Source organism: Bradyrhizobium hereditatis (genome assembly GCF_020329435.1).
Taxonomy (GTDB): Bacteria; Pseudomonadota; Alphaproteobacteria; order Rhizobiales; family Xanthobacteraceae; genus Bradyrhizobium; species Bradyrhizobium hereditatis.
The window spans coordinates 473,373-495,549 of record NZ_JAGKJK010000005.1; the positions used below are offsets into that span (position 1 = coordinate 473,373).

Consider the following 22,177-nt stretch of genomic DNA (forward strand, 5'->3'; position numbering starts at 1 on the left):
CGGCCTGCGATGCGAGCGCCGTTTTCGGCTTTCGGCTGGTCGGCTGACCTTCAGAGATACCGCTTCAAGTCCTTGGCGGCTTCCTCAGGCGTCCGTTTCAGGTTGAAGGGCGCGACAAAATTGCCGTTACGATCCATTAGATAGATCAGCGCAGTATGATCCATGGTGTAGTCACCATCCTTGAGCGGGACCTTTCGCGCGTAAACCCGGTAGGCCGAAAGCACTTTGGCCACGGCGGCGGGATCGCCGGTCAGCCCCTTCAGATGCGGATCGAAACTGGAGAGATAGTCCTTCATCGCCGCGGCCGTATCGCGTTCAGGATCGACGGAGACGAACCAGGCATTCACCTTGTCGGCATCACTGCCCATCGCCTTCAGCACTTCCGAAATCTCGAACAGCGCGGTCGGGCAGACGTCGGGGCAATGGGTGAAGCCGAAGAAGATCAGCGTCGGCTTGCCCTTCAAGTTCTGCTCGGTGACGGTCCGGCCGGCCTGGTCGACCAGTTGGAACGGCCCGCCGATCGCCGCCGGCGCGGTCACGGTTTTCAAACCGCCCATTACCCACAGCATGATCAGCAGCCCGACCGCGAGGCTGCCGGCGAAGGCAGCGATAATCACCAGCGGGCGAATGGCTCGGTCCATCGTCGATTTCCTTTGCGCCATGTCAGAAGCAGGCCGAGATGCCGGCTGAGATCATCTCGAAAAACACCGTGGTGCCGTAATGGAACCACAATGCCGCCGCGCCGAGCACGGCCAGCGCGCCGAGGCCGGCAGCACCCCAAACGATCATGGATGCCACCCTGCCCTGACGCGGGGTCGCCGCCATCGTTCCGGCTTGCGTGGAGATCGGCTGAACCATGGGGTTCAGATAGGGCCAGTTCCCGGGGCAGGCAAGCGGAATGGCCGCGCCTTAAATCACGTCCTGCGGAGCCTTGAAATCACGTCCTGCGGAGGCACCGCCGGGCGAAAGGTGCACCAAAAGCAAATGGCCGGGACATCTGCGCGAAGACGCGCTTCGCGCTTTTGCCCGGCCACAGCGTCACTGCTTGGCACGCTTAACGTGACGCTGGCTTGTTGGTGGAGGCCTGGGCGTCAAGATAGCAGGGCTTGTACATCGCCTGCAGTTGCTTGCCGCGCAGGAAGATCATGCGCTGGGTCAGGCCGCCGCGCGCCGCAATCCATCTGCGCACCGGCGGCGGATACATCGAATAAAGCATCTGCGTCGCCTCGGCGTTGGTGACAGCACGGCCGTTGGCGCCAAAATCCCAGGCAGCATGGAAGCCGAGATTGGCGTGCGAGGTGACGCAAATCCGGTCATGCGGAACCGCGCCGAGCACGATGGTGCAAGCGGAGGCGCACAGGCCATCGATGATAACGGTTTCGCCGGAGGAGCGCAGGCCCTGGTACTTGTCGACGTAGGTGCCGATCCGCCCGCCGCGATCATCGGCTATCCGCACTACCGCCTGACTCGCCCCCATCCCCGCCAGCAGCAGCACCGCGGCAAGCAACCCCGTCACCAGCTTCATATCCCAGCCCCAGTCCAAAGTGTCGAAACCGAATCCGATCGTCTTCGTGATGCAAGACAGGAGGTAGCGTCGTTTGAGAACGTGATTTTGTCTAGGCAGACACAGCTAGTCAAAACAAATTCAAATTAAGTGTTGCTTGGCCGCTGCACCCTCCGCGCGTAAAGGTCCCAAACCGGAACAAGCGACTCTCGTCGAGGTGGCGATGCGGTCACAGGCAAGAATCCGTTTGCCGTTGACCGCGCGCGAGGACGCGGGCTTGAATCAAAAATAGCACGGGGGAGGAAACAGTGACTCACGACACAGACGTAATCGTGGTCGGCGCTGGACTTGCCGGACTGGTCGCGGCGACGGAGATCGCAGACGCCGGCAAGCGCGTCATTGTCGTCGACCAGGAAGGCGAGCAAAGCCTTGGCGGACAAGCCTTTTGGTCTTTTGGTGGATTGTTTCTGGTCGATAGTCCCGAACAGCGCCGGCTCGGCATTAAGGATTCGTTCGATCTCGCACTGCAAGACTGGATGGGCACGGCAGGCTTTGATCGTGACGACGATCACTGGCCGAAGCGATGGGCGGAAGCCTATGTCGCGTTTGCCGCGGGCGAAAAGCGCGAATGGCTACGCGCGATGGGCCACCGTATTTTTCCGGTGGTCGGCTGGGCCGAACGCGGCGGTTATGACGCGATGGGCCACGGCAATTCGGTGCCGCGCTTTCACGTCACTTGGGGCACCGGCCCCGGACTCGTCGAGCCATTCGTGCGGCGCGCGCGAGAAGCGCAACAAAAAGGCCGGTTAACGTTTAAGTTTCGCCACCGCGTCGACACACTCATGATGACGGGCGGCGCGGTCGAAGGCGTCAGCGGTGCGCTGCTCAAACCTGACAACGTCGAACGCGGCAAGAGCTCGTCGCATGAAGTGGTCGGCGATTTCGCATTGCGCGCGCCGGCGGTGATCGTTGCCTCCGGCGGCATCGGCGGCAATCACGATCTGGTCCGGCAAAACTGGCCGAAGCGCCTTGGCGAGCCGCCGAAATTCATGATCTCCGGCGTGCCCGAACATGTCGATGGCCGCATGATCGGCATCACCGAAGCCGCCGGCGCGCGGCTGATCAACCGCGACCGGATGTGGCATTACGTCGAGGGCATCCGTAACTGGAACCCAATCTGGCCGCGCCACGGCATCCGCATCCTGCCCGGCCCGTCCTCGATGTGGTTCGACGCGACCGGCAAGCGCCTGCCCGCGCCGCTCTTCCCGGGGTCGGACACGCTCGGCCAGCTGCAATACATCATGGGGACCGGCTACGATTATTCCTGGTTCATCCTGACCCAGAGCATCATCAAGAAGGAATTCGCGCTCTCCGGCTCCGAACAGAATCCCGACCTCACGGGCAAGAGCTGGCGCATGACGATCAAGCGCGCCACCAACAAAGGCGCACCCGCGCCGGTGGAAGCCTTCAAGCAGAACGGCGCCGACTTCATCGTGCGCGACAATCTCGCCGACCTCATCAGTGCGATGAACGTGCTCGCCGGCAACGACCTGCTTAAAGTCGATCACATCAAGACACAGATCGAGGCGCGCGACCGCGAGATCACCAATCCTTACGTCAAGGATGCGCAGGTGATGAACCTGCACAATGCGCGGCGCTATATCGGCGACAAGTTGATCCGCACAGCAAAGCCGCACAGGATTCTCGATCCCGAACACGGCCCGCTGATCGCGGTGAAGCTCAACATCCTCACCCGCAAGACGCTGGGCGGCTTCGAGACCGATCTCGACTCGCGCGTGTTCGGCACCAACCGCGAGATCATCAAAGGGCTATATGCAGCGGGCGAAGCCGCCGGCTTTGGCGGTGGTGGCGTGCATGGCTATCGCTCGCTGGAAGGCACCTTCCTCGGCGGCTGTCTGTTCTCGGGCCGCAATGCAGGACGTGCGGCGGCGAAGGCTGTGGGCTGATTTCTCGCCGTCATGGCCCGGCTTCGTCCGCGGCCATCCACGTCTTGCTTACGTTGGGGTAATGGCGCGGACGGGCGATGCAAATAACGCAGTAGCCCTCGAGGCGTCGGCGCGCTAAGAAGCCGCCGCCCCCTATCAGGAGAACAATATGACCATCCAGCGCTTCGAAACCGGACCTCGCATGAGCCAGGCCGTCGTCCACGGCAACACCGTCTATCTCGCGGGCGTCGTCGCCGGCAAGGCGGCCGGCAAGAGCGTGACCGAGCAGACGCAGGACATCCTCTCGATCATCGACGGCCACCTCGCGAAAGCCGGCACCGACAAGTCGAAGCTGTTGTCAGCCACGATCTACATCACCGACATGAAGACGTTCGGCGAAATGAACGCAGTGTGGGACGCCTGGGTTTCGGCCGGCAACACGCCGGCGCGCGCCACCGTCGAGGCCAAGCTCGCGGCACCACAGTACAACGTCGAGATTATGGTGATCGCGGCGAAGTAACCTATCTGTCGCAAGATTTTTCGCTGCCCCGGATTGCCACCGCAATCCGGGGCTTTTCATTTGCGCTTCACGCGCTGATTCCTCGCGCCCGCGACGCCGCCGAGATCGGCCTGAAGCCAGCGCGCGATCCCGCGCCAGGTTTGGCTCAAGACCTTTTGTCCCATGAAGAGGCTGAGATGACCGCACGGCTCGGTGACCCGCTCCAGCAACGCCGGTGGCGTGCCCAGCAGGGGCACCGTTGCTAACGCCTGATCGCGCGGGACGACGATGTCGTCGTCGCCGGCAAGCAGGAAGATCGGCACGCGCACCTCGGCAAGATCGACCCTGCGGCCGAGCGCGACGAAGCGGCCTCTTGCAATCAGGTTCTGCCGGAAGACCTGCTCGGTCACTTCGAGATAATAGAACCCGGGCAAATCCAACGTCGCGCGATCCCAGCGCTCGAAACGATCCAGCAGCCGCTTCGCCTCGTCCGATCCGTCTCCGAGATTCCGTTGGAGCGTTGCCTCCACATTCTGCTGGCTGAACGGAATGTTCCAAAACCGCAGCATATGCTCGCCACTGACGATGCCGTTGCCCTGCCGTACCATCTGCTCGAAAGCCTGCTGCGGAAGTGCGGCCACCATCTTCGAGAGCTCTGACGGCGTGGAGATATCGATGGGGGCACCAGCCAGCACAAGCCGCCGCACCTTGCCGGGAAAGCGCGCGGCATAGACCAGCGACAGCCATCCGCCCTGGCACAGGCCGACGAGATCGACCGGCGCGCCGATCTCGTCGATCGCCACATTGAGTTCGGCAAGATAATTGTCGATTGAAAGGTTACGCATTTCCGGCGTCGCCGAACGCCAGTCCGTTACGAAGACGCGGTTCATGCCGTCTCGTTGCAGCGCCTCGACAAGACTATGGCCCGGTGCGAAGTCCGCGACCAGCGCCCCGTGCAGCGCGTACGGGGCGCAGACGAGAACTGGCTGCTGCGCCGTATTCCCTCGCGAAAACTTCCGCAACCGCATCGACTGAAGTTGCAGCACCACCGCGTTCGGCGTGGTCCAGGCAAGCGGCGTCTGATCCGGCGCGGGCGAGGGCGCAGGCTTCTGATCGACGAACCATTGCATGTAGCTGTCGAGCGCCAAACCGGCGGCCTTGAACGGCCACAGCCACACCTGCTGCGCCCAGTCGGCGTCCGCATGCTGCTTCGGCGCCTTGGTTTCTTCTGCCACCGATCGATCGCCCCACGATGAGGAGGACGGCAAGCCAAGCCTTGACGTTTGCCTATGAACCGAAAAGGTCGAGATCATGCTTTTACGCCAAATCCGGCGCGGGCCCCAGCCCGATCATTGATCAGGGTACCGGCACGATCCGACAATTCTTGACCTCAGAGGTAATCGAATGGCGCACGCGGATTTCCGATAGTCGGTCAGCCGATCAATGCGGCATAACCGAAGGAGATACTCATGACCGACTTTCACGGCATTGCCCGCAACTATATCGACCTGTGGAACGAGCGCGTCCCGGCTCGCCGTCGCGAGATGCTGGCGGCGAACTGGACAGCCGACGCGAAATATATCGATCCGCTGATGAGCGGCGACGGTCATGATGGCGTCGACGCGCTGATCGCGGGCGTGCAGCAGCGCTTTCCAGATTTCAAGTTCAAGCTGATCGGCGAGCCCAACGGATTTGGCGACCACGTTCGCTTCTCCTGGGGCCTCGGCCCCGACGGCGGCGACAGCCCGATCAAGGGAACGGATTTCGCCGTGCTTAGCGACGGCCAGATCCGCAGCATCACCGGGTTCCTCGATCAGGTGCCGGCGGCGTAATGAAAGCGTAGGTGGGGTAGTTAGCCGACCGCGTCCGCCGTAGCTCAACGAGCGAAGGCGGAAGGCGTAACCCACCGATTTCTTGGCGAGATGGTGGATTACGGCTTCGCCTAACCCACCCTACGCAGCGGAAATATTTTCGGGAACCTGATGGCTCCTGCCGCATCCAACCCCCAATACCCTGTTATTGGTGGACATCATGCGCCAGGCACGTTTACCGCAGACCGCTCCCCGCGACACCGACGACGCCGAGTTGGTGCGCCGCGCCCGCGCCCGCGATGAGGCCGCCTTTCGCGCCATCATGCAGGGGAACAACCGCAGGCTCTATCGCCTTGCCCGCGGCATCCTGCGCAATGACGCCGAGGCCGAGGATGTGGTCCAGGAAGCTTATGTTCGCGCCCTCACCCATCTGGAAGATTTTCGCGGCGATTCCAGCCTGTCGACCTGGCTGTCGCGGATTGCGATGAACGAGGCGCTGGGTCGCCTGCGCCGCCAGCGGCCTGCCGTGGACCTGGACGCGCTGCCGCCAGGCAAAATCGAAGCAGAGATCATCCAGTTTCCCCTCGCCGCCTCAGACGATCCGGAAAAATCCATGGCCCAGCGTGAAATTCAAGCCGTCGTCGAGCATGCCGTCGATGAATTGCCGGAGGCATTCCGTCTCGTCTTCATCACCCGCGTGATCGAGGGGATGAATGTGGAGGAGACCGCCGAGATTCTTGACCTCAAGCCGGAGACGGTGAAGAGCCGGCTGCACCGCGCCCGCACCATGCTGCGCGACATCGTCGAGCAGAAGATCGGGCCCGTGGTGATGGAAGCGTTTCCCTTTGCCGGCCGGCGCTGCGAGCGGCTGACGGATGCCGTGTTGAAGCGGCTGGGGTACTGAGGCAGCTGGGCTTTCATCCTTCGAGACGCCGCTGCGCGGCTCCTCAGGATGAGGTCTGACCGTGACCCTCATGGTGAGGAGCGCGGCGAAGCCGTGCGTCTCGAACCATGCAGACCTCGATGCCGCAGCAACGGTAATTTTCCCGGAACCTCGACGCGCCTCCACCATCCAACTCCTGTGCATCAACAACGCGCGGCTCGCCGCGCCACAGGAGTGTCAGACATGTTCATTCGATTGAGCGCGGCGATCGCCGCGTTGAGCCTTCTCGGCAGCCCCGCGCTGGCGCAAGGCGCAAAACCTACCGACCCGCAGATCGCGCATATCGCCTACACCGCCGGCGTCATCGACATCAACGCCGCCAAGCAGGCGATCGCGAAAGCCAGCAACAAGGAGGTCAAGTCGTTTGCACAGGACATGGTGCGCGACCACGAGGCCGTGAACAAGCAGGCGCTCGACCTCGTCAAGAAGCTGAAGGTGACGCCGGAAGACAACGACACCAGTAAGACGCTGTCCAAGCAGGCCGCCGACAAGCTCGCCGAACTCGACAAGCTGAAAGGCGCCGAATACGACAAGGCATACGTCGCCAACGAGGTCGCGTACCACAAGGCCGTCAACAGCGCGCTGGAGACGCAATTGATTCCGTCAGCCAGCAATGCCGAGCTGAAAAGCCTGTTGCAGACCGGCCTGAAGATCTTTCAGGGCCACCAGCAGCACGCCGAACAAGTCGCCGCCAAGCTGAAGTAGAGGTCACCGTGATGCGCTCGGGATACTATCTGCCAATCGTGGCTGTCCTGTTGTTCGGCGCGATGATTGCCCGGGCGCTGGCGGCGACTATACAGATCACAACGACCGATCTGGTGTTCGCGCCGGCCGAGGTTTCGGCCAAGGTCGGCGACACCATCCAATGGATCAACACCGACGTGTTCGTGCATACCGCGACCGCGCACAACGGCGACTTCGACGTGATGATGCCGCCGAAAACGGCCGTGACGTCAGTCCTGACCAGGGCCGGCACCGTCGAATATTACTGCCGCTTTCATCCGAACATGAAGGCGGTGCTAACGATCGCGCCCTAGCGGTCTTGCGGATGAAAGAGGCGGGAACGCGAGACCCGCCGACGCTGGGCATCCTGCGGCTTACCCCGCGCACCCCTGCAGTCCTGAAACCGCTAGACGGCTCAGGCTGCCCGCACCGAGCTGAGGAACTTGCCGACCTCACGCCTGAGGCGCTCGCTTTCGCCGGACAGCGATTTCGCCGCGCCGAGCACCTGAGCCGAGGCGGATCCCGTTTCGCTGGCGCCGCGCTGCACGTCGGCGATGTTGGCGGAAACCTGCTGCGTGCCCTGCGCAGCCTGCTGCACGTTGCGGGAAATTTCCTGTGTTGCCGCACCCTGCTCTTCGACTGCGGCGGCGATGGTCGAGGCAATCTCCGACATCCGCCCGATAGTGTCGCCGATTTCCTTGATCGCCGCGACCGATTCCTGGGTTGCTGCCTGGATGCCCGTTATCTGCTGGCTGATCTCGCCGGTCGCCTTCGCGGTCTGCTCGGCCAGCGCCTTCACCTCGGACGCCACCACGGCAAAACCTCGCCCGGCTTCGCCGGCCCGCGCGGCCTCGATGGTGGCGTTCAGCGCCAGCAGATTGGTTTGGCCGGCGATGGTGTTGATCAGTTCCACGACGTCGCCGATCCGGGCAGCGGCCCTGGCGAGCTCAGCGACGCGGTCGTTGGTCTTCTGCGCCTGCTCCACCGCCTCACCTGCGATTCTAGCAGAGCCCTGCACCTGACGGCTGATCTCGTTCACCGAGGAGGCCATCTCTTCGGTGGCGGATGCGACCGATTGCACATTAGTGGAGGCTTCCTCCGAAGCCGACGCGACCACGCCGGTCAGTTCCTCAGCACGTTCGGCGGTCGCCGTCAGCGTGCCGGCGGAGGCTTCAAGTTCGGTCGAGGCCCGCGACACGACCTCGACGATATCGCCGATCATCGCTTCGAAATCGCTGGTGATCCGGTCGACGCGCTGGCCGCGCTGGATCTTGGCATCTGCTTCCACGGCGGCTGCCTCGTCGGCGGCCTTCTTGGCAATCAGGGCGTCCTTGAAAACCTGCAGCGACCCTGCCATGTCGCCGATTTCATCGGAGCGGCCGATGGTCGGAATGGAGACGTCATGTCGGCCGGCAGCGAGTTCGCCGACGACGCCGGTCAGGTTCGCCAGCGGCGTGACCACGCGCCGGCGCAGCATCACGGTGACGCCGGCGAGCACGCCGAGCAGCGCCACGACGGCGATGCCCGCCAACGCCAGCATGGTGAGCGCCGCATCGCGGGCGGCGCCGATGCGCTCGGCGGCTTCAGCGAGTGCTGCATCGCGGACCGCGAAGAAGGCCTGCACTGCGGGCACGATCGCGCCGGCGAGTTGGTTGGCGTTGATGGCGTAGTTGCCGTCGGCGCGCCCGGCCGCCATCTCCTTTTCCAGCCATCGCGCGGCCTTGCCGAAATAGCCCTCGATGGCGTCGTTCATCGCCTTGGCAAGACGCGGCGGACTTCCGATCTGGTCGACGCCGGCTTCGATCCGCTCGCGGTCGAGATCGACGCGACCCTGGGCGCGGTCGGCGATGGAAATTTCAGCCGCCGTCAGCGGCCTGCGCGTGCTGATCGCCAGCGACATGGTGGCAGCGCGGCCGCCGGCCGAGATCCGCAGGTCCTGCGCGGTACGCGCGACATTGAGCAGCGCGGTCAGCGAGGCATCCGCCATCGCCACCTGGTTTTCCAGCCGGTTTAGCAGCGGTTCGATAATTCCGACGACCGCGGCAATGCCTGGTAGGAAGCCCTTGATATCGGCGGGATCACGCGCGTTCATCGGCAAGGCCAGCGCGCGATCGCTGGCCGCGCGAACCTCGCCAAGCTTGGCGGCCGCCTGGTTAAGTCCCTGCACGAGCGCAGCGCCATCATTGAGCGCACCGACGATGGTGCGCGCCTTCGCGAATGCTGCGTCGGCCGCCTGCACCGCTTTTGCAGCGGTCTCGATCTGCGCCGGCGTCGCTGCGGCTTCCTGAAACAGCGGCCCAACATACGGCGCCCGGTAGCCGGCAACCTGCTGGCCAACCGCCAGCACCGCCCCGTAAGCGTCGACGGTCTTGATCGCCTCGCTCTTGCTGGCGAAGGTGCGGTATTGCGGGATGAGCGCCCCGGCGCCAAGGATGACCGCCAGGACTGTCACCGACAACATCGACAACGCAAAAAGCCGACCAATCCGCATATTGAGATTCCGCTGGGTTAAGGAGCCGCCAACGTGCACAGAACTCGGCTAAAGCCGCCTTAATGCAGACGGCTCGGAACGATCGTGCCGGCTCCGTATAACTACTGTGTTCGACTATCGCGCGATCGGAATGAGTCGGTGTTCTCGATTGAGACTGCGGAGAACGATGAGCGATCAGGATCGCAGCACAACCGCCAGCCGCACCGCCACCGCCGCCTGCCACACCGGATAGAGGAATGAGATCTTGTCGAGCCCGAGTGCATCGTCGAGCGCGAGCAGCGTGCCTGCGAGCGCGCCCGTGATCAGCATCGGCCACCACTGCGCCGGCTGCCGCGACCCAGCCGGCAACAGCCCGATCCCGAGCGCCATTACCACCGTGCCGACTAGACCGCCGGTCAAACCGGCGAGCAGATAGCGCATGATCCGCGGCGCATCGCCGGTATTGCCCTCGACGAGGATCGCCGCATTCACCGCACAGACGAAAGCGATCATGGTGACGACGGCGGCAACCAGCGCCGCCCACCCGCGATTGGTGCTGAAGCGCCGAACCAGAATGCAGACGAGCACGGCGAATGGCACCGCGATCAATGCAATGCGCAATTGCACGAGCGGAAATCTGCTGCCAATGCCGACGATGTTGTCGACCAACGCCGGCAGCAGGGACGTGAGAATGCCCGAGACGAGGCCGCCAGCGGCGACGATGAAGAGGTTCTTCTGGGAAGCGTCAGCGGAAGTGATCGCCTGCTTCATGGCTGCTCCATCTATGGCCCTGTAGATAGCACGAATTCCTTCGGGAATCGCCGAGATAGCCAGATGGTCGTGTTCGTCCCGTGGATGCCCTGCAAACGCTCCGACAGACACGCAAAGCGCTGCGTTCGGCCCGCTCAGCCCGGATGTCTTGGACAGCAATCACTTCTCCACGGCAATTTGATCGATTTCGGAACTGTGAACGTGACAGAGACTTATTCCGTCGCCTTGGTGCGGATTCTAGCTATCTTTGTTTCAGCTCGAAGCAAGCGATGGGATCGATGTAACGGAGGAGCGGTATGGCGCCGAACGATCCAATCAACTGGATGCTGTCTGACGCGATCGAGACGCTCGCCCGGGCCGAACGCCTCCACCAGCAGTTCCTGAACCTGCAGCCTTTGGCAGGCACGCGCGAGCCATGTTGGGAGCCGCCCACCGATGTGCTGGAGACAGATCGCGAAATTTTCATTCTGATCGCGTTACCGGGCGTCGATCCGAACGAAGTCGAAGCAGTGATCGAGAACGGGACGCTTGTGGTGAGCGGGCGCCGTACGCTTCCCGCAGAACTGCGCGAGGCTCGCATTCTGCGGCTTGAGCTCCCTCAAGGGCGCTTCGAGCGTCGCATTCGGCTGCCGTCAGGCAGCTACACGATTACCCGCTTTGCCGCCCACGGCTGCATCGGCTTGCGCCTTGCCAAGTCCATTTGAGAGTTGGCCATGTCTCAGAACAACGGAGCGTCCCGCCCCAATCGGTCGTCCGATCAGGCATTCGCTATTCCAAGTGACGCGCTGATCATCGTACCCGTGCGTAACACAGTGCTGTTTCCCGGAGTGGTATTCCCCATCACGATAGGGCGTCCAACATCGATCGCAGCTGCGCAGCAAGCTGTGCGCGAACAGCGGCAGATCGGAATCCTGCTTCAGCGCGATCCGGAATTGGGTGATCCGGGCCCTGACGATCTGCACCGGGTAGGCACGATCGCCAATATCGTCCGTTACATCACGGGACCGGACGAGAGCCACCATATCGTCTGCCAGGGCATACAACGCATGCGCGTGCTCGATTTCCTGCCGGGCACCCCCTATCTGGTAGCACGCGTTCTGCACATCCCGGAGCCGGCCACCAGCTCACCCGAGATTGAAGCTCGTTTCCTCAATCTGCAGCGCCAGGCTATCGAAGCCGCGCAGCTGTTGCCGCAGGCGCCTCAGGAATTGATCGCCGTGCTGCAAGGCACCACCTCGCCGTCGACGCTTGCCGATCTTGCGACTTCATACATGGATATCAAGCCGCAGGAGAAGCAGGAAATTCTGGAGACGATCGATCTCTCTCTTCGCATGGAGAAGGTCTCACGTCATTTGGCCGAACGCATCGAAGTGCTTCGGCTGAGCAACGAGATCGGCCAGCAGACCAAGGCCACTTTCGATCAGCGTCAGAGAGAAGCGATCTTGCGCGAGCAGATGGCGACGATTCAGCGCCAACTCGGCGAGGGCGAGGGAAAAGCGCAGGAGGTAGCCGAGCTGAGTGAGGCGATCGCCAAAGCCAACATGCCAGCCGAAGCTGAAAGCCAGGCGCGGAAAGAGCTTCGCCGCTACGAGCGGATGCCCGACGGGGCCGCCGAAGCCGGGATGGTACGAAGCTATCTCGACTGGTTAATCGAATTGCCGTGGAGCCTGCCCGAGCAGAAGCCGATCGACATCAGCGAGGCAAGACGAATTCTCGATGAGGATCACTACGGCCTGGAAAAGATCAAGAGCCGGATCATCGAGTTTCTCGCGGTAAGGAAGCTGGCACCCGGCGGCAAGGCGCCGATCCTGTGCTTCGTCGGTCCGCCCGGCGTCGGCAAGACTTCATTGGGCCAATCCATAGCACGTGCGATGGCGCGTCCTTTCGTGCGCGTCAGCCTCGGCGGCGTTCACGACGAGGCTGAAATCCGCGGCCACCGCCGCACCTATATCGGCGCATTGCCCGGCAACATCATTCAGGGCATCAAGAAGGCGGGCGCTCGCAATTGCGTGATGATGCTGGATGAGATCGACAAGATGGGCCGTGGAATCCAGGGTGATCCCTCGGCTGCCATGCTCGAAGTACTCGATCCCGAGCAGAATGCGACATTCCGCGACAATTATCTCGGCGTTCCCTTTGACCTTTCGCATGTGGTTTTTCTGACCACCGCCAACATGCTCGATACCATTCCCGGTCCGCTTCTGGACCGGATGGAGGTCATCAGTCTCGCCGGCTACACGGAAGACGAGAAGCTCGAGATCGCGCGGCGCTACCTGGTCCGCCGCCAGATGGAAGCCAACGGGCTCAAGGCCGAGCAGGCCGAGATCGATCCGGATGCGCTGAGACTTATCATCCGCAGCTATACTAGGGAGGCCGGCGTTCGCAATCTGGAGCGGGAGATCGGCAAGGCCCTTCGCAATGTGGCGGTGCAGATCGCCGAAGGAAGCACCGACCGGGTTCGTCTCTCGTCGAAGGATATCGCGACCATTCTGGGCCCGCCGCGGTTCGAAAACGAGATCGCCATGCGTACCAGCATTCCCGGAGTCGCGACCGGATTGGCGTGGACGCCGGTCGGAGGCGATATTCTCTTTATCGAGGCCTCCCGAGTGCCTGGCAAGGGAAGGCTGATCCTGACCGGCCAACTCGGCGAGGTCATGCGCGAAAGCGCGCAGGCAGCTCTGACCCTGGTCAAGAATCGCGCATCCGAGCTTGGCATCGACCCTACACTGTTTGGACAGAACGACATTCACGTTCATGTCCCCGCCGGCGCAACACCGAAAGACGGGCCAAGTGCAGGCGTTGCAATGTTTACCGCGCTTGCCTCCCTGCTGACCAATCGCACGGTACGGAGCGATACGGCGATGACCGGTGAGATTTCGTTGCGCGGCCTGGTGCTGCCTGTTGGCGGTATCAAGGAAAAAGTCGTCGCCGCAGCCGCTGCAGGCCTCGCGCGCGTGATGCTGCCGGCCAGGAACCGCCGCGACTTCGACGACATCCCACCGAGCGCCCGCTCGAAACTGGAATTCATCTGGCTCGAGCGGGTCGATGATGCGATCGCGGCAGTGCTGGAGGCAAAGAGTCAGGCAGCGACGGCCGCTGCGGAATGATTGGGATCATCGCAGGTCAGGTCTGATGGCGGCAACCAGTGCTGGCATCCTGATGTACCGCCAGAAAATCGCTCTCGAGGTCCTCCTGGTTCATCCGGGAGGCCCTTTTTGGCGCTCGCGCGATTTGGGCGCATGGTCGATCCCGAAGGGAGAATTGGACGGCAAGGAGGACCCGGAAGTCGCCGCACGGCGCGAATTCGCGGAAGAGCTCGGCATCGAAGTCTCAGGCTCTTTGCAGTCGCTTGGCCAGGTGCGCCAGCGTGGCGGCAAGACCGTTTGGGGCTATGCGCTTGAAGGCGAGCTTGATACCAGCTGCATCAGGTGCAACGAGGTTTCGATGGAATGGCCTCCTCGAAGCGGGCGGACAATTAACTTCCCAGAGGTTGACCGGGCGGCTTGGTTCACCCTGCCCATCGCCAAAGAGAAGATCCTTGCAGGCCAGCAGCCGTTCCTCGATCGGCTTGAGCGGCTTTGCGAAGAAGTCTCGGAAAGATGATCCGTTCTTACGGACCTCGGACTTTGGAGGTCTGCGAACTGCCTTCCCATGTTCCGGCAAATTGCTTGGAGCGGGCGAAGGGAATCGAACCCTCGTATGCAGCTTGGGAAGCTGCCGTTCTACCATTGAACTACGCCCGCGGGGTCGCTCTTTCTATCGAGCACGATCTCCGCGCAAACGCAACTGCGTTTGTCGCGAGGGAAAACCGGCGACCACTTTCCGGATCATGCTTGTCATGATTAGCCGACTGCGCGCCATTCGCCAAGCTGTTCCGTTGGCCGCGCAACGTCGCTGTTAACTTCCTGCAAAATTCCAGTTGCGCCTTTTCGGGCCGGTGCCGACAAGATCTCGCCGCATGGCGGGGCGATCTCCAAGCGGCGTCTGCTCTCCATCGAGAGCGCCAGCCGGATGCCGGGCAGGACGCTGATCGATGTGCTGCTGCCGGTTGCGCCGCCCTGCGCGCATCCTTAACTAGGCGGGATGATCGCAACCACGCTGCTTGAACGCAAATCCGTATCCGTCTTCGACTTTCGCTGCACCGCGGGACCGGGCGACAAGCCGTTCGCGGAACAGCATGGCGGCCACTCGATCTCCTATGTGCGCAAGGGCAGTTTCGGCCTGCGCAGCCGCGGCAAATGCAGCGAACTGGTGGTTGGATCAGTGCTGATCGGCCATCCCGGCGACGAATATACCTGTACCCATGAGCACGTCTGCGGCGACGAATGCCTGTCGTTCTTCCTCGCCCCCGAACTGGTCGAGACGATCGGCGACAGCAAGGCGCCCTGGCAGATCGGCTCCGCGCCGCCGCTGCCGGAGCTCGTCATACTCGGCGAGCTGGCGCAATCGGCAGCAGATGGCAGCAGCGACATCGGCCTCGACGAGATCGGTCAGGTGATGGCGAGCCGCTTTGTCGAGCTGGTTTCCGGCAAGCCGCGTAAATCCGGTCCTGACGCCGCGCGCGACCGCCGCCGCGCGGTGGAAACTGCGCTGTGGATCGATGCCAACTCGCATAAGCCGATCAATCTGGAAGATGCCGCCGCGGAGGCCGGGATCAGCCCGTTCCATTTCCTGCGTCTGTTCTCGCGGGCACTCGGCGTCACCCCGCATCAATATCTGGTGCGCTCGAGGCTGCGCCATGCCGCGCGGCGTCTCGCCGAAGATGACAGTCCGATCACCGATATCGCCTATGACGTCGGCTTTGCCGACCTTTCCAATTTCGTGCGCACCTTCCATCGCGCCGCCGGCGCGTCGCCGCTGAAATTCCGCCAGGCCTCGCGCGGGAGGCGCAATATTTTCCAAGAACGGCTCGCCCTCCACTAGCTAGGTTTTCTCCAGGCCGCGCAAATTCGCGGCGCTTTTGACTGGAGAACATCATGTACGACCACATCGGATTGCGCGTCGCCGACCTCGACGCCAGCGTGCGCTTCTATACGGCGGCGCTCGCGCCGCTCGGGTTCGAGCTGTGCTCGCGCGACGATTCCGGCGCGGGCTTCGGCCCGAAGGGCGCGCCTGCGCTCTGGCTGCATTTGCACAAGGGCAAGGCCGGCACCGGCGCGCATGTCGCGTTCCGCGCCAAGGACCACGCCGCGATCGAAAAATTCCATGCCGCAGGCCTGAAGGCTGGCGGGCGCGACAATGGCGGCGCGGGTCTGCGCGCGGACTACAGCCCGACCTACTACGCTGCGTTCCTGATTGATCCCGACGGCAACAACGTCGAGGCGGTTTGTACGTGATGTGACGTGTCGCTCTCTGCCCGTCATTGCCTGCGACAAACGCGAAGCTTTGCGCAAGGGAGCGAAGTGACAAAGCAATCATGCCTCCGCACGTGGCGAGATGGATTGCTTCGCAGAGCCTGTCATCGGGCGCGCATTCGCGCGACCCGTTGGCTCGCAATGACGGCTGAACATCCAGCTCTTTCAAAAGGACTCAGCACCATGGCTTCCATTCACAAAGAGATCATCATCGACGCGAACCCTGACCTCGTCTGGGACGCGCTGCGCGATTTCGGCGCGCTGCATACGCGGCTGGTGCCGGGCTTCGTGACCGACACCAAGCTCGATGGCGATGCGCGCATTGTCACGTTTTCGAACGGCACGGTGGCCCGCGAAATTCTGGTCGATTGCGACGAGACGCGGCGGCGGCTGGTCTATGCCATCGTCAGCGAGCGCATCAGGCAGCACAGCGCTTCCGCGCAGGTTTTTGCCGAGGGCGACGGTCGCACCCGCTTCGTCTGGATCGCCGACGTGCTGCCGAACGAGATCGCCCCCTACATGGCTGGGCAGATGGATCTCGGCCTCGCGGCGATGCAGAAGGCATTCGGACGCAACGCCGCCTGACGGGTTGACGGAACGACAGCCATCATGAAAGCGCCGGCCTCACCTCCGGCGCAGGCTGCGGCTTCGGTCCCCAGCGGGTCAGGATCACGCTGGCGCAGGACAATACCCCGAGCAGCACCATCGATGCCGCCGCCAGCACGAAAAAGCTCTGCGCGCTCGCACCGTGCGTCAACAGCCACCAGCCGCCGGCGCCGATGAACACCAGCCGCGCAGTCTGCGCCAGCACGGGGCCGATCACCTTCGCCGCGCCCTGTGATGAAAAATAGGATGTCGTGGCAAGCCCGAGGAAGGCGTACATCGGTGCCGCCGTCGACAGATATTGCCGGCTCGCGGCTCGCACGCCCGCATCATCTGTGAAGAGGTTGACCCAGATATCGGGGAAGACGGCGATGGGAATCGCGACCGCGCCGACCGCAACGAAAGCGACGAGCCCTGCGGTCCAAGCGATCTTGCGGGCACGTGCGATGCGCTGCGCACCAACCGCCATGCCGACCATCGGCACGCAGGCGATGCCAACGGCGAATGCAATCGACGTCAACATGAATTCAAGCCGCGCGCCGATGCCGTAACCGGCGAGGATTTCGGTGCCGAAGCTCGCCAGCATGTGGGTGAAGATGCTGATCGTGAGCACTGATTGCAGCGGCGAGAAGCAGGCGATCGCGCCAACCTTCAGGATGTCGATGAACATCGCCCATCGGATGCGAAGGCCGCGGACCTTGGGGATGATGCGTGCGCGGCTCGAGAACAGATACCATGACATGACGGAGATACTGATCAGGTAGGCGATCAGCGAGCCGGCCGCGACGCCGCGCATGCCGAACTGCGGGATCGGGCCGAGGCCGAGACCCAACGCGCAGCCAAGGATGATCTGGCAAGCCGACGACGAGAGCATCAATAGCGACGGCAGCTTCATGTTGCCGGTGCCGCGCAAGATGCCGGACATCGTATTCATCAGCCACGGCACGACGGCGCCGCCGAAAAAGATCTGCGTGTAGGCGATCGCCTGCGCGAGGACGTTGCCCCGTCCACCAAGCAGCTCCAGCAGCGCGGGGCCGAAGATCAGCATGCCCATCATGAATACCAGCCCGAAGCAGAGGCCGATCAGCAGTGCATGAGACGCCAGTGTCGATGCGCGATCGATATCGCCGGCGCCGAGCGCGCGGGCGATCGCCGAGGCCACGCCGCCGCCCATCGCGCCGCCCGACATGGTCATGGTCAGGATCACGGTCGGGAATACCAGCGCCATCGCTGCCAGCGGCTCGACACCGAGCCGGCCGATATAGGAGGTTTCGGCGATCACCACGCAGGTGCCCGCGGTCAGCGCGATCACGTTTGGCCAGGCCAGCCACAGGAGCGTGCGCAGGATCGGCCCGTCCAGCAGCGCGTTCTTCGCCGGCGCTGCCGGCGGCGGAAGCGGACGTTCCTTCTGGTCTACAGGAATTTCGGCGACGCCGAGGTCGGACATTTCTGCTCCCCGCGCGCGGACTTGGGTGCCACGGCGCGCTGTTTCCTAGCATGGCAGGGGGTGATTCCGCGTGCGCGGTTTGCAATGGGGGCCTGCGGGATTGCAGGCGGCGGCCGTTGCCAGGCCAATGCAACCGGACCGGGCGTGCCATTTCACGGGGATTTCATGCTCCCCACCCGAACGTTCGGCCGCGCGCTGCATTGTAACGGCGAGCCCCCTGAGGAACCGGCCATGCGCAAGCACATCCTCCTGGCCGTTGGCGTCGGCGCACTGGCGCTGCCGCTTGCCGCCTGCAGCGATCCCAACGACACCGCAACCGTGGCGCAAAGCTATGGCCCGTCGCCTTCTCTGCCGCCGCCGGAACATTCGTGGATCCCGACGGTGGATATCGCCTCGGTCAACCGCTGGCCTGAAGGCGCCAAGCCGACGGCGGCTAGCGGCATGACGGTTGCCGCCTTCGCAACCGGGCTCGATCATCCCCGCACCGTCTACACGCTGCCCAACGGCGACGTGCTGGTCGCTGAGAGCAACGCGCCGCCGAAGCAGGACGGCATCAAGGGTATCAAGGGCTTTATCTACAAGCAGGCGCAGAACTGGGCCGGCGCCGGCGTGCCGAGCGCCAACCGCATCACACTATTGCGCGATGCCGACGGCGACGGCGTCGCGGAATTCCGGAGCGTCTTCCTGAGCAACCTGAATTCGCCGTTCGGCATGGCACTGGTTGGCGAAGACTTTTATGTAGCCAATACCGATGCGATCATGAAATTCCCCTATCGTGAGGGCGATACCAAGATCAGCGTATCAGGTGTGAAGCTGGCAGACTTGCCGGCCGGCACGCTCAATCATCATTGGACCAAGGACCTCACCGCGAGCCCTGACGGCACCAAGCTCTATGCGACCGTCGGCTCCAACAGCAATGTCGCGGAAAACGGCATCGAGGCCGAGAAGAATCGCGCCGCGGTGCTGGAGGTCGACCGCGCCAGCGGGGAGTGGCGCGTGTTCGCATCGGGCCTGCGCAATCCGAACGGTCCGGCCTTCAATCCGAAGACTGGCGAGCTTTGGGTCGTCGTCAACGAGCGCGATGAGCTCGGCAACGATCTCGTCCCCGACTACATGACGTCAGTGAAGGACGGCGCGTTCTATGGCTGGCCCTACAGCTATTTCGGCGATCATGTGGACACCCGCGTGGAGCCGCGGCGGCCCGATATGGTGCAGAAGGCGATGGCCCCAGACTACGCGCTCGGCGCGCACACGGCTGCGCTCGGACTTGCCTTCAACACCGGCAACCTGTTTCCGCAGGAAATGGAAGGCGGCGCCTTCATCGGCCAGCACGGCTCGTGGAATCGCAGGCCGCGCTCGGGCTACAAGGTGATCTTCGTGCCCTTCAAGGACGGCAAGCCATCGGGCGGGCCGCAGGACGTGCTGACCGGCTTCCTCAACAACAGTGGCGAAGCGCAGGGCCGCCCGGTCGGCGTGCGACTCGACAAGCAGGGTGCGTTGCTCGTCGCCGACGACGTCGGCAATACCGTGTGGCGGGTAACGCCGGCGGCGAAATCCGCATCGCGGTAGTGGCACGCGGTACCCCAGCCTGGTCAAGCGAGGCGAACCTGCAACATGATCGCGCGCCTAGTTCCGCCCGCTAGCGGGAACGAGCATCCCTCTGCCACGTTGTCCTCCGACGGTTCCCTAGTCGGTGCGGCTGCAGCGTGGACGAATTGCCGTGTCACAGGTCAACGTGCCCCTCAGCAACTTGCGCGCGGTCACCATCATCATCGTGGTCGCGTTTCACTCCGTGCTGCCGTATCTCGCGTCGCAACCTGCCAATCCATTTCCGTTCGACGCACCGCCCTATCGCTGGATCGCATTTCCCATTCTCGACCACGAGCGCTGGTTCGGATTCGACCTGTTTTGCGCCTGGCAGGACGTCAGCCTGATGTCGCTGATGTTTTTCCTCGCGGGGCTGTTCACGCCGTCCAGTCTGGGCCGGAAGGGAATTGTCGCCTACCTGACGGAGCGCTGGTGGCGGATCGGCTTGCCGTTCTTTCTTGCAGTCGCCTTTCTCAGTCCCCTCGCCTATTTTGCTTCCTACCGCCTGACTGCGACCGATCCCTCCGCGACAGCGTTTTGGCAACATTGGCTCGCGCTGCCGATGTGGCCTGCGGGCCCACAGTGGTTCCTGTGGCAGGTCTTTGTCCTGGGCGCTCTTGCGGCTGCTCTCCACGCGCTCGCCCCGCATTGGCTCAGGACGTCAAGTGATTTCGTTGCGCGCTTTGCTGCCAACCCGCTGATGTTCTTCATCGGACTTTCAGCTGCTTCCGCGCTCGCCTATGTGCCGCTGGCAATGGCTTTCACGCCGTGGGAATGGACTTTTCTCGGACCATTTTCGTTTCAGCTCAGCCGGCCGTTGCACTATTTCGTCTATTTCCTTGCGGGTTTTGCGATTGGCAGCCGTGGCCTTGATCACGTCATCCTTCGTTCCGACGGTCCGTTGGCCCGCCATTGGCCGCTCTGGCTTGCGGCCGCCGTCGCGAGCATGTCCGCCTGGGGTGGGCTGACATCGCTGACCATGCCGGACTGGCAGGCAAGCGAGTTCGCCTACCGCGTCGCTGCGGCGCTCGCGTTTCCAGTCGCATCCGCGGCCGCCATGCTGTGCCTGCTTGCGATCTGCCTCCGGCTATTGCAATCGCGCCACCGCTTGCTCGATAGCCTCTCAAGCAACGCCTACCGAATCTATCTGCTGCACTACACCGTCGTCGTGTGGCTGCAATACGCGCTGCTCGATGTTGACATCAATGCCATCGGCAAAGCGGCCATCGTGTTTGCCGGCGGGCTTACGCTGAGTTTGGCCGCAAGTCTGGTCATGAGCGCGGGACTTAAGACGATCGTCGTCCATCATTCGGAGCAGCGGGGCGATAGAACCATGGTCAATCAACCGCGGTAAGGGATGTCGACATGTCACTGACATTGACGCTTGCGTCCCGTAACCTCTTCCACGATCGCCTGCGCTTCGTCGCGACCCTCATCGGAATCGTCTTCTCGGTTGTCCTAGTGATGATACAGATGGGCCTGTTCCTCGGATTCGGTCGAATGGTCACGACCATGATCGACCACGCCCCGGCGGACCTTTGGATATTGCCCAAGGGCGCCAAATGCTTCGAGGACCCTTCGCTCATCGACGTCAAGGTGCGCGACCGCGTCGCCTCTCTCGAAGGCATTAATTCGGCAGTGCCGCTGGTCATCGGCTTCTCGGACTGGCGAATGGAAAGGGGCGAAGTGACGCCGGTCTTCATCGTCGGAGCCGATCAGCGCGACAGCGGTCTGCAACCCTGGAACATCGTCGAGGGTAACGCACAGACCTTGCAACAAGGCGGTAACGTCGCGGTCGATCGTTCCTATTTCGAAAGATTGGGCGTCAGCGGCGTCGGTTCGACGGCAGAAGTCCGCGGCCGTAAGGTGCGGGTGACCGCCGTGACCGACGGAATCAGATCGTTCGCCACGACGCCTTACGTGTTCGTGGACATGAAGAACGCTCGCAACTACACCGGAACGCCGCGTGATCGCGCGAGCAGCATTCTGGTTCAGCTGAAGAGCGATGCCGATCCCGAGAAGGCTCTCAGCGCCGTCCGTGCCGAGGTCGGCGACGCGGAGGTTCTCACCGCCGACGAATTCCGCAAGCGAAGCCGGTCATTCTGGCTGTTCGGAACGGGCGCCGGCGCAGCTCTGTTTGCGGGTGCATTGCTCGGGGTTATCGTCGGTACAGTGATTGTCGCGCAGACTCTCTACTCCAGCACCAAAGATCATTTAACTGAATTCGCCACATTGCGCGCGATGGGTTCTTCGAACGCCTATATCTACAGCGTGATCATTTATCAGGCCCTGCTCAACGCAGTCATCGGGTTCTGCATCGCCGCCGGCATCGGCTCGATCGTCGTTCAGATGACCGCAAAAAGCGCATTGCCGATCGTCATCACGCCATGGCTGATGGCGGCGCTGTTCGTCCTGACGGTGGTGATGTGCGTAGCGTCAGGCATCGGAGCGATCATCCGTGTCGTTCGTATCGATCCAGCCACGGTGTTCATGCGATGAGCAACTACGTAATCGAAGCC

22 protein-coding genes and 1 tRNA gene are annotated in these 22,177 nt (G+C 62.8%); 15 read left to right on the plus strand and 8 right to left on the minus strand.

The features are described 5' to 3' along the window. Positions 1 to 50 precede the first annotated feature (50 nt). The 3 genes from J6524_RS14995 to J6524_RS15000 all read right to left on the minus strand — a co-directional run bounded on the left by J6524_RS14995 (position 51) and on the right by J6524_RS15000 (position 1,525). Positions 51 to 641, minus strand: coding sequence for an SCO family protein (locus J6524_RS14995; protein WP_225671709.1), 591 nt, complete (start codon positions 639 to 641; stop codon positions 51 to 53). A 22-nt stretch (positions 642 to 663) separates the two neighbouring features. Next, positions 664 to 789: a hypothetical protein gene (locus J6524_RS37365; RefSeq protein WP_283812108.1), complete on the minus strand. Its 126-nt coding sequence runs from the start codon at positions 787 to 789 to the stop codon at positions 664 to 666. A gap of 265 nt (positions 790 to 1,054) precedes the next feature. Then, on the minus strand, positions 1,055 to 1,525 hold the full coding sequence (locus J6524_RS15000; protein ID WP_225671711.1) for a hypothetical protein: 471 nt from the start codon (positions 1,523 to 1,525) through the stop codon (positions 1,055 to 1,057). A gap of 287 nt (positions 1,526 to 1,812) precedes the next feature. On the opposite strand from J6524_RS15000, the gene J6524_RS15005 reads away from it, so the two are divergent. Both J6524_RS15005 and J6524_RS15010 read left to right on the plus strand, forming a co-directional pair. Then, a complete protein-coding gene (locus J6524_RS15005; RefSeq protein ID WP_225671713.1) occupies positions 1,813 to 3,471 on the plus strand; it encodes an FAD-binding dehydrogenase in 1,659 nt (552 codons plus the stop codon). 148 nt (positions 3,472 to 3,619) lie between these two features. Then, positions 3,620 to 3,970, plus strand: a complete 351-nt coding sequence (locus tag J6524_RS15010) for a RidA family protein (protein ID WP_225671715.1) — start codon at positions 3,620 to 3,622, stop codon at positions 3,968 to 3,970. 56 nt (positions 3,971 to 4,026) lie between these two features. Here the strand turns inward: J6524_RS15010 and J6524_RS15015 are convergent, their stop codons facing one another. Beyond that, a complete protein-coding gene (locus J6524_RS15015) occupies positions 4,027 to 5,184 on the minus strand; it encodes an alpha/beta fold hydrolase (protein ID WP_225671718.1) in 1,158 nt (385 codons plus the stop codon). Between the two features lie 234 nt (positions 5,185 to 5,418). On the opposite strand from J6524_RS15015, the gene J6524_RS15020 reads away from it, so the two are divergent. The 4 genes from J6524_RS15020 (at position 5,419) to J6524_RS15035 (ending at position 7,740) form a co-directional block, all read left to right on the plus strand. Then, on the plus strand, positions 5,419 to 5,781 hold the full coding sequence (locus J6524_RS15020; RefSeq protein ID WP_225671720.1) for a nuclear transport factor 2 family protein: 363 nt from the start codon (positions 5,419 to 5,421) through the stop codon (positions 5,779 to 5,781). Between the two features lie 199 nt (positions 5,782 to 5,980). Further along, positions 5,981 to 6,664: an RNA polymerase sigma factor gene (locus J6524_RS15025; RefSeq protein WP_225671843.1), complete on the plus strand. Its 684-nt coding sequence runs from the start codon at positions 5,981 to 5,983 to the stop codon at positions 6,662 to 6,664. A gap of 222 nt (positions 6,665 to 6,886) precedes the next feature. Beyond that, positions 6,887 to 7,408 carry a DUF4142 domain-containing protein gene (locus tag J6524_RS15030; RefSeq protein WP_225671722.1) on the plus strand — a complete coding sequence of 174 codons (522 nt, stop codon included), beginning with the start codon at positions 6,887 to 6,889 and terminating at the stop codon, positions 7,406 to 7,408. An 11-nt stretch (positions 7,409 to 7,419) separates the two neighbouring features. Further along, entirely contained in the window at positions 7,420 to 7,740 is a 321-nt protein-coding gene (locus tag J6524_RS15035) for a cupredoxin domain-containing protein (RefSeq protein WP_225671846.1), read from the plus strand. Between the two features lie 101 nt (positions 7,741 to 7,841). Here the strand turns inward: J6524_RS15035 and J6524_RS15040 are convergent, their stop codons facing one another. Together J6524_RS15040 and J6524_RS15045 are read right to left on the minus strand one after the other, a co-directional pair. Next, positions 7,842 to 9,917: a methyl-accepting chemotaxis protein gene (locus J6524_RS15040; protein ID WP_225671724.1), complete on the minus strand. Its 2,076-nt coding sequence runs from the start codon at positions 9,915 to 9,917 to the stop codon at positions 7,842 to 7,844. Positions 9,918 to 10,091: 174 nt separating this feature from the next. Beyond that, complete coding sequence (locus J6524_RS15045) at positions 10,092 to 10,667, minus strand: hypothetical protein (protein WP_225671726.1); 576 nt, start codon at positions 10,665 to 10,667, stop codon at positions 10,092 to 10,094. Between the two features lie 296 nt (positions 10,668 to 10,963). Between J6524_RS15045 and J6524_RS15050 the strand changes: the two genes are divergently transcribed. From J6524_RS15050 to J6524_RS15060, 3 genes are read left to right on the plus strand one after another with little or no spacing between them, the layout of a single operon-like run. Then, a complete protein-coding gene (locus J6524_RS15050; RefSeq protein WP_225671728.1) occupies positions 10,964 to 11,371 on the plus strand; it encodes an Hsp20/alpha crystallin family protein in 408 nt (135 codons plus the stop codon). 9 nt (positions 11,372 to 11,380) lie between these two features. After that, positions 11,381 to 13,774, plus strand: coding sequence for an endopeptidase La (gene lon, locus J6524_RS15055; RefSeq protein WP_225671730.1), 2,394 nt, complete (start codon positions 11,381 to 11,383; stop codon positions 13,772 to 13,774). 25 nt (positions 13,775 to 13,799) lie between these two features. Then, on the plus strand, positions 13,800 to 14,270 hold the full coding sequence (locus tag J6524_RS15060; protein WP_225671732.1) for an NUDIX hydrolase: 471 nt from the start codon (positions 13,800 to 13,802) through the stop codon (positions 14,268 to 14,270). Positions 14,271 to 14,336: 66 nt separating this feature from the next. Here J6524_RS15060 and J6524_RS15065 read toward each other — a convergent pair. After that, positions 14,337 to 14,410 (minus strand) — tRNA-Gly (locus tag J6524_RS15065). A gap of 340 nt (positions 14,411 to 14,750) precedes the next feature. On the opposite strand from J6524_RS15065, the gene J6524_RS15075 reads away from it, so the two are divergent. The 3 genes from J6524_RS15075 (at position 14,751) to J6524_RS15085 (ending at position 16,606) form a co-directional block, all read left to right on the plus strand. Beyond that, complete coding sequence (locus J6524_RS15075; protein WP_225671734.1) at positions 14,751 to 15,590, plus strand: helix-turn-helix transcriptional regulator; 840 nt, start codon at positions 14,751 to 14,753, stop codon at positions 15,588 to 15,590. A 53-nt stretch (positions 15,591 to 15,643) separates the two neighbouring features. Further along, positions 15,644 to 16,003, plus strand: coding sequence for a VOC family protein (locus J6524_RS15080; RefSeq protein WP_225671735.1), 360 nt, complete (start codon positions 15,644 to 15,646; stop codon positions 16,001 to 16,003). 201 nt (positions 16,004 to 16,204) lie between these two features. Beyond that, on the plus strand, positions 16,205 to 16,606 hold the full coding sequence (locus tag J6524_RS15085) for an SRPBCC family protein (RefSeq protein ID WP_225671737.1): 402 nt from the start codon (positions 16,205 to 16,207) through the stop codon (positions 16,604 to 16,606). Positions 16,607 to 16,628: 22 nt separating this feature from the next. Here J6524_RS15085 and J6524_RS15090 read toward each other — a convergent pair whose 3' ends face one another. Then, positions 16,629 to 18,071, minus strand: coding sequence for an MATE family efflux transporter (locus J6524_RS15090; protein ID WP_225671739.1), 1,443 nt, complete (start codon positions 18,069 to 18,071; stop codon positions 16,629 to 16,631). A 231-nt stretch (positions 18,072 to 18,302) separates the two neighbouring features. On the opposite strand from J6524_RS15090, the gene J6524_RS15095 reads away from it, so the two are divergent. The 3 genes from J6524_RS15095 to J6524_RS15105 all read left to right on the plus strand — a co-directional run bounded on the left by J6524_RS15095 (position 18,303) and on the right by J6524_RS15105 (position 22,157). Then, on the plus strand, positions 18,303 to 19,640 hold the full coding sequence (locus J6524_RS15095; protein ID WP_225671741.1) for a PQQ-dependent sugar dehydrogenase: 1,338 nt from the start codon (positions 18,303 to 18,305) through the stop codon (positions 19,638 to 19,640). A gap of 151 nt (positions 19,641 to 19,791) precedes the next feature. Continuing rightward, the gene (locus tag J6524_RS15100; protein WP_225671742.1) at positions 19,792 to 21,012 is read left to right on the plus strand and encodes an acyltransferase family protein; all 1,221 of its coding nucleotides are present in this window, start codon (positions 19,792 to 19,794) and stop codon (positions 21,010 to 21,012) included. A gap of 11 nt (positions 21,013 to 21,023) precedes the next feature. Next, a complete protein-coding gene (locus J6524_RS15105) occupies positions 21,024 to 22,157 on the plus strand; it encodes an ABC transporter permease (RefSeq protein WP_225671744.1) in 1,134 nt (377 codons plus the stop codon). Positions 22,158 to 22,177: the final 20 nt, after the last annotated feature.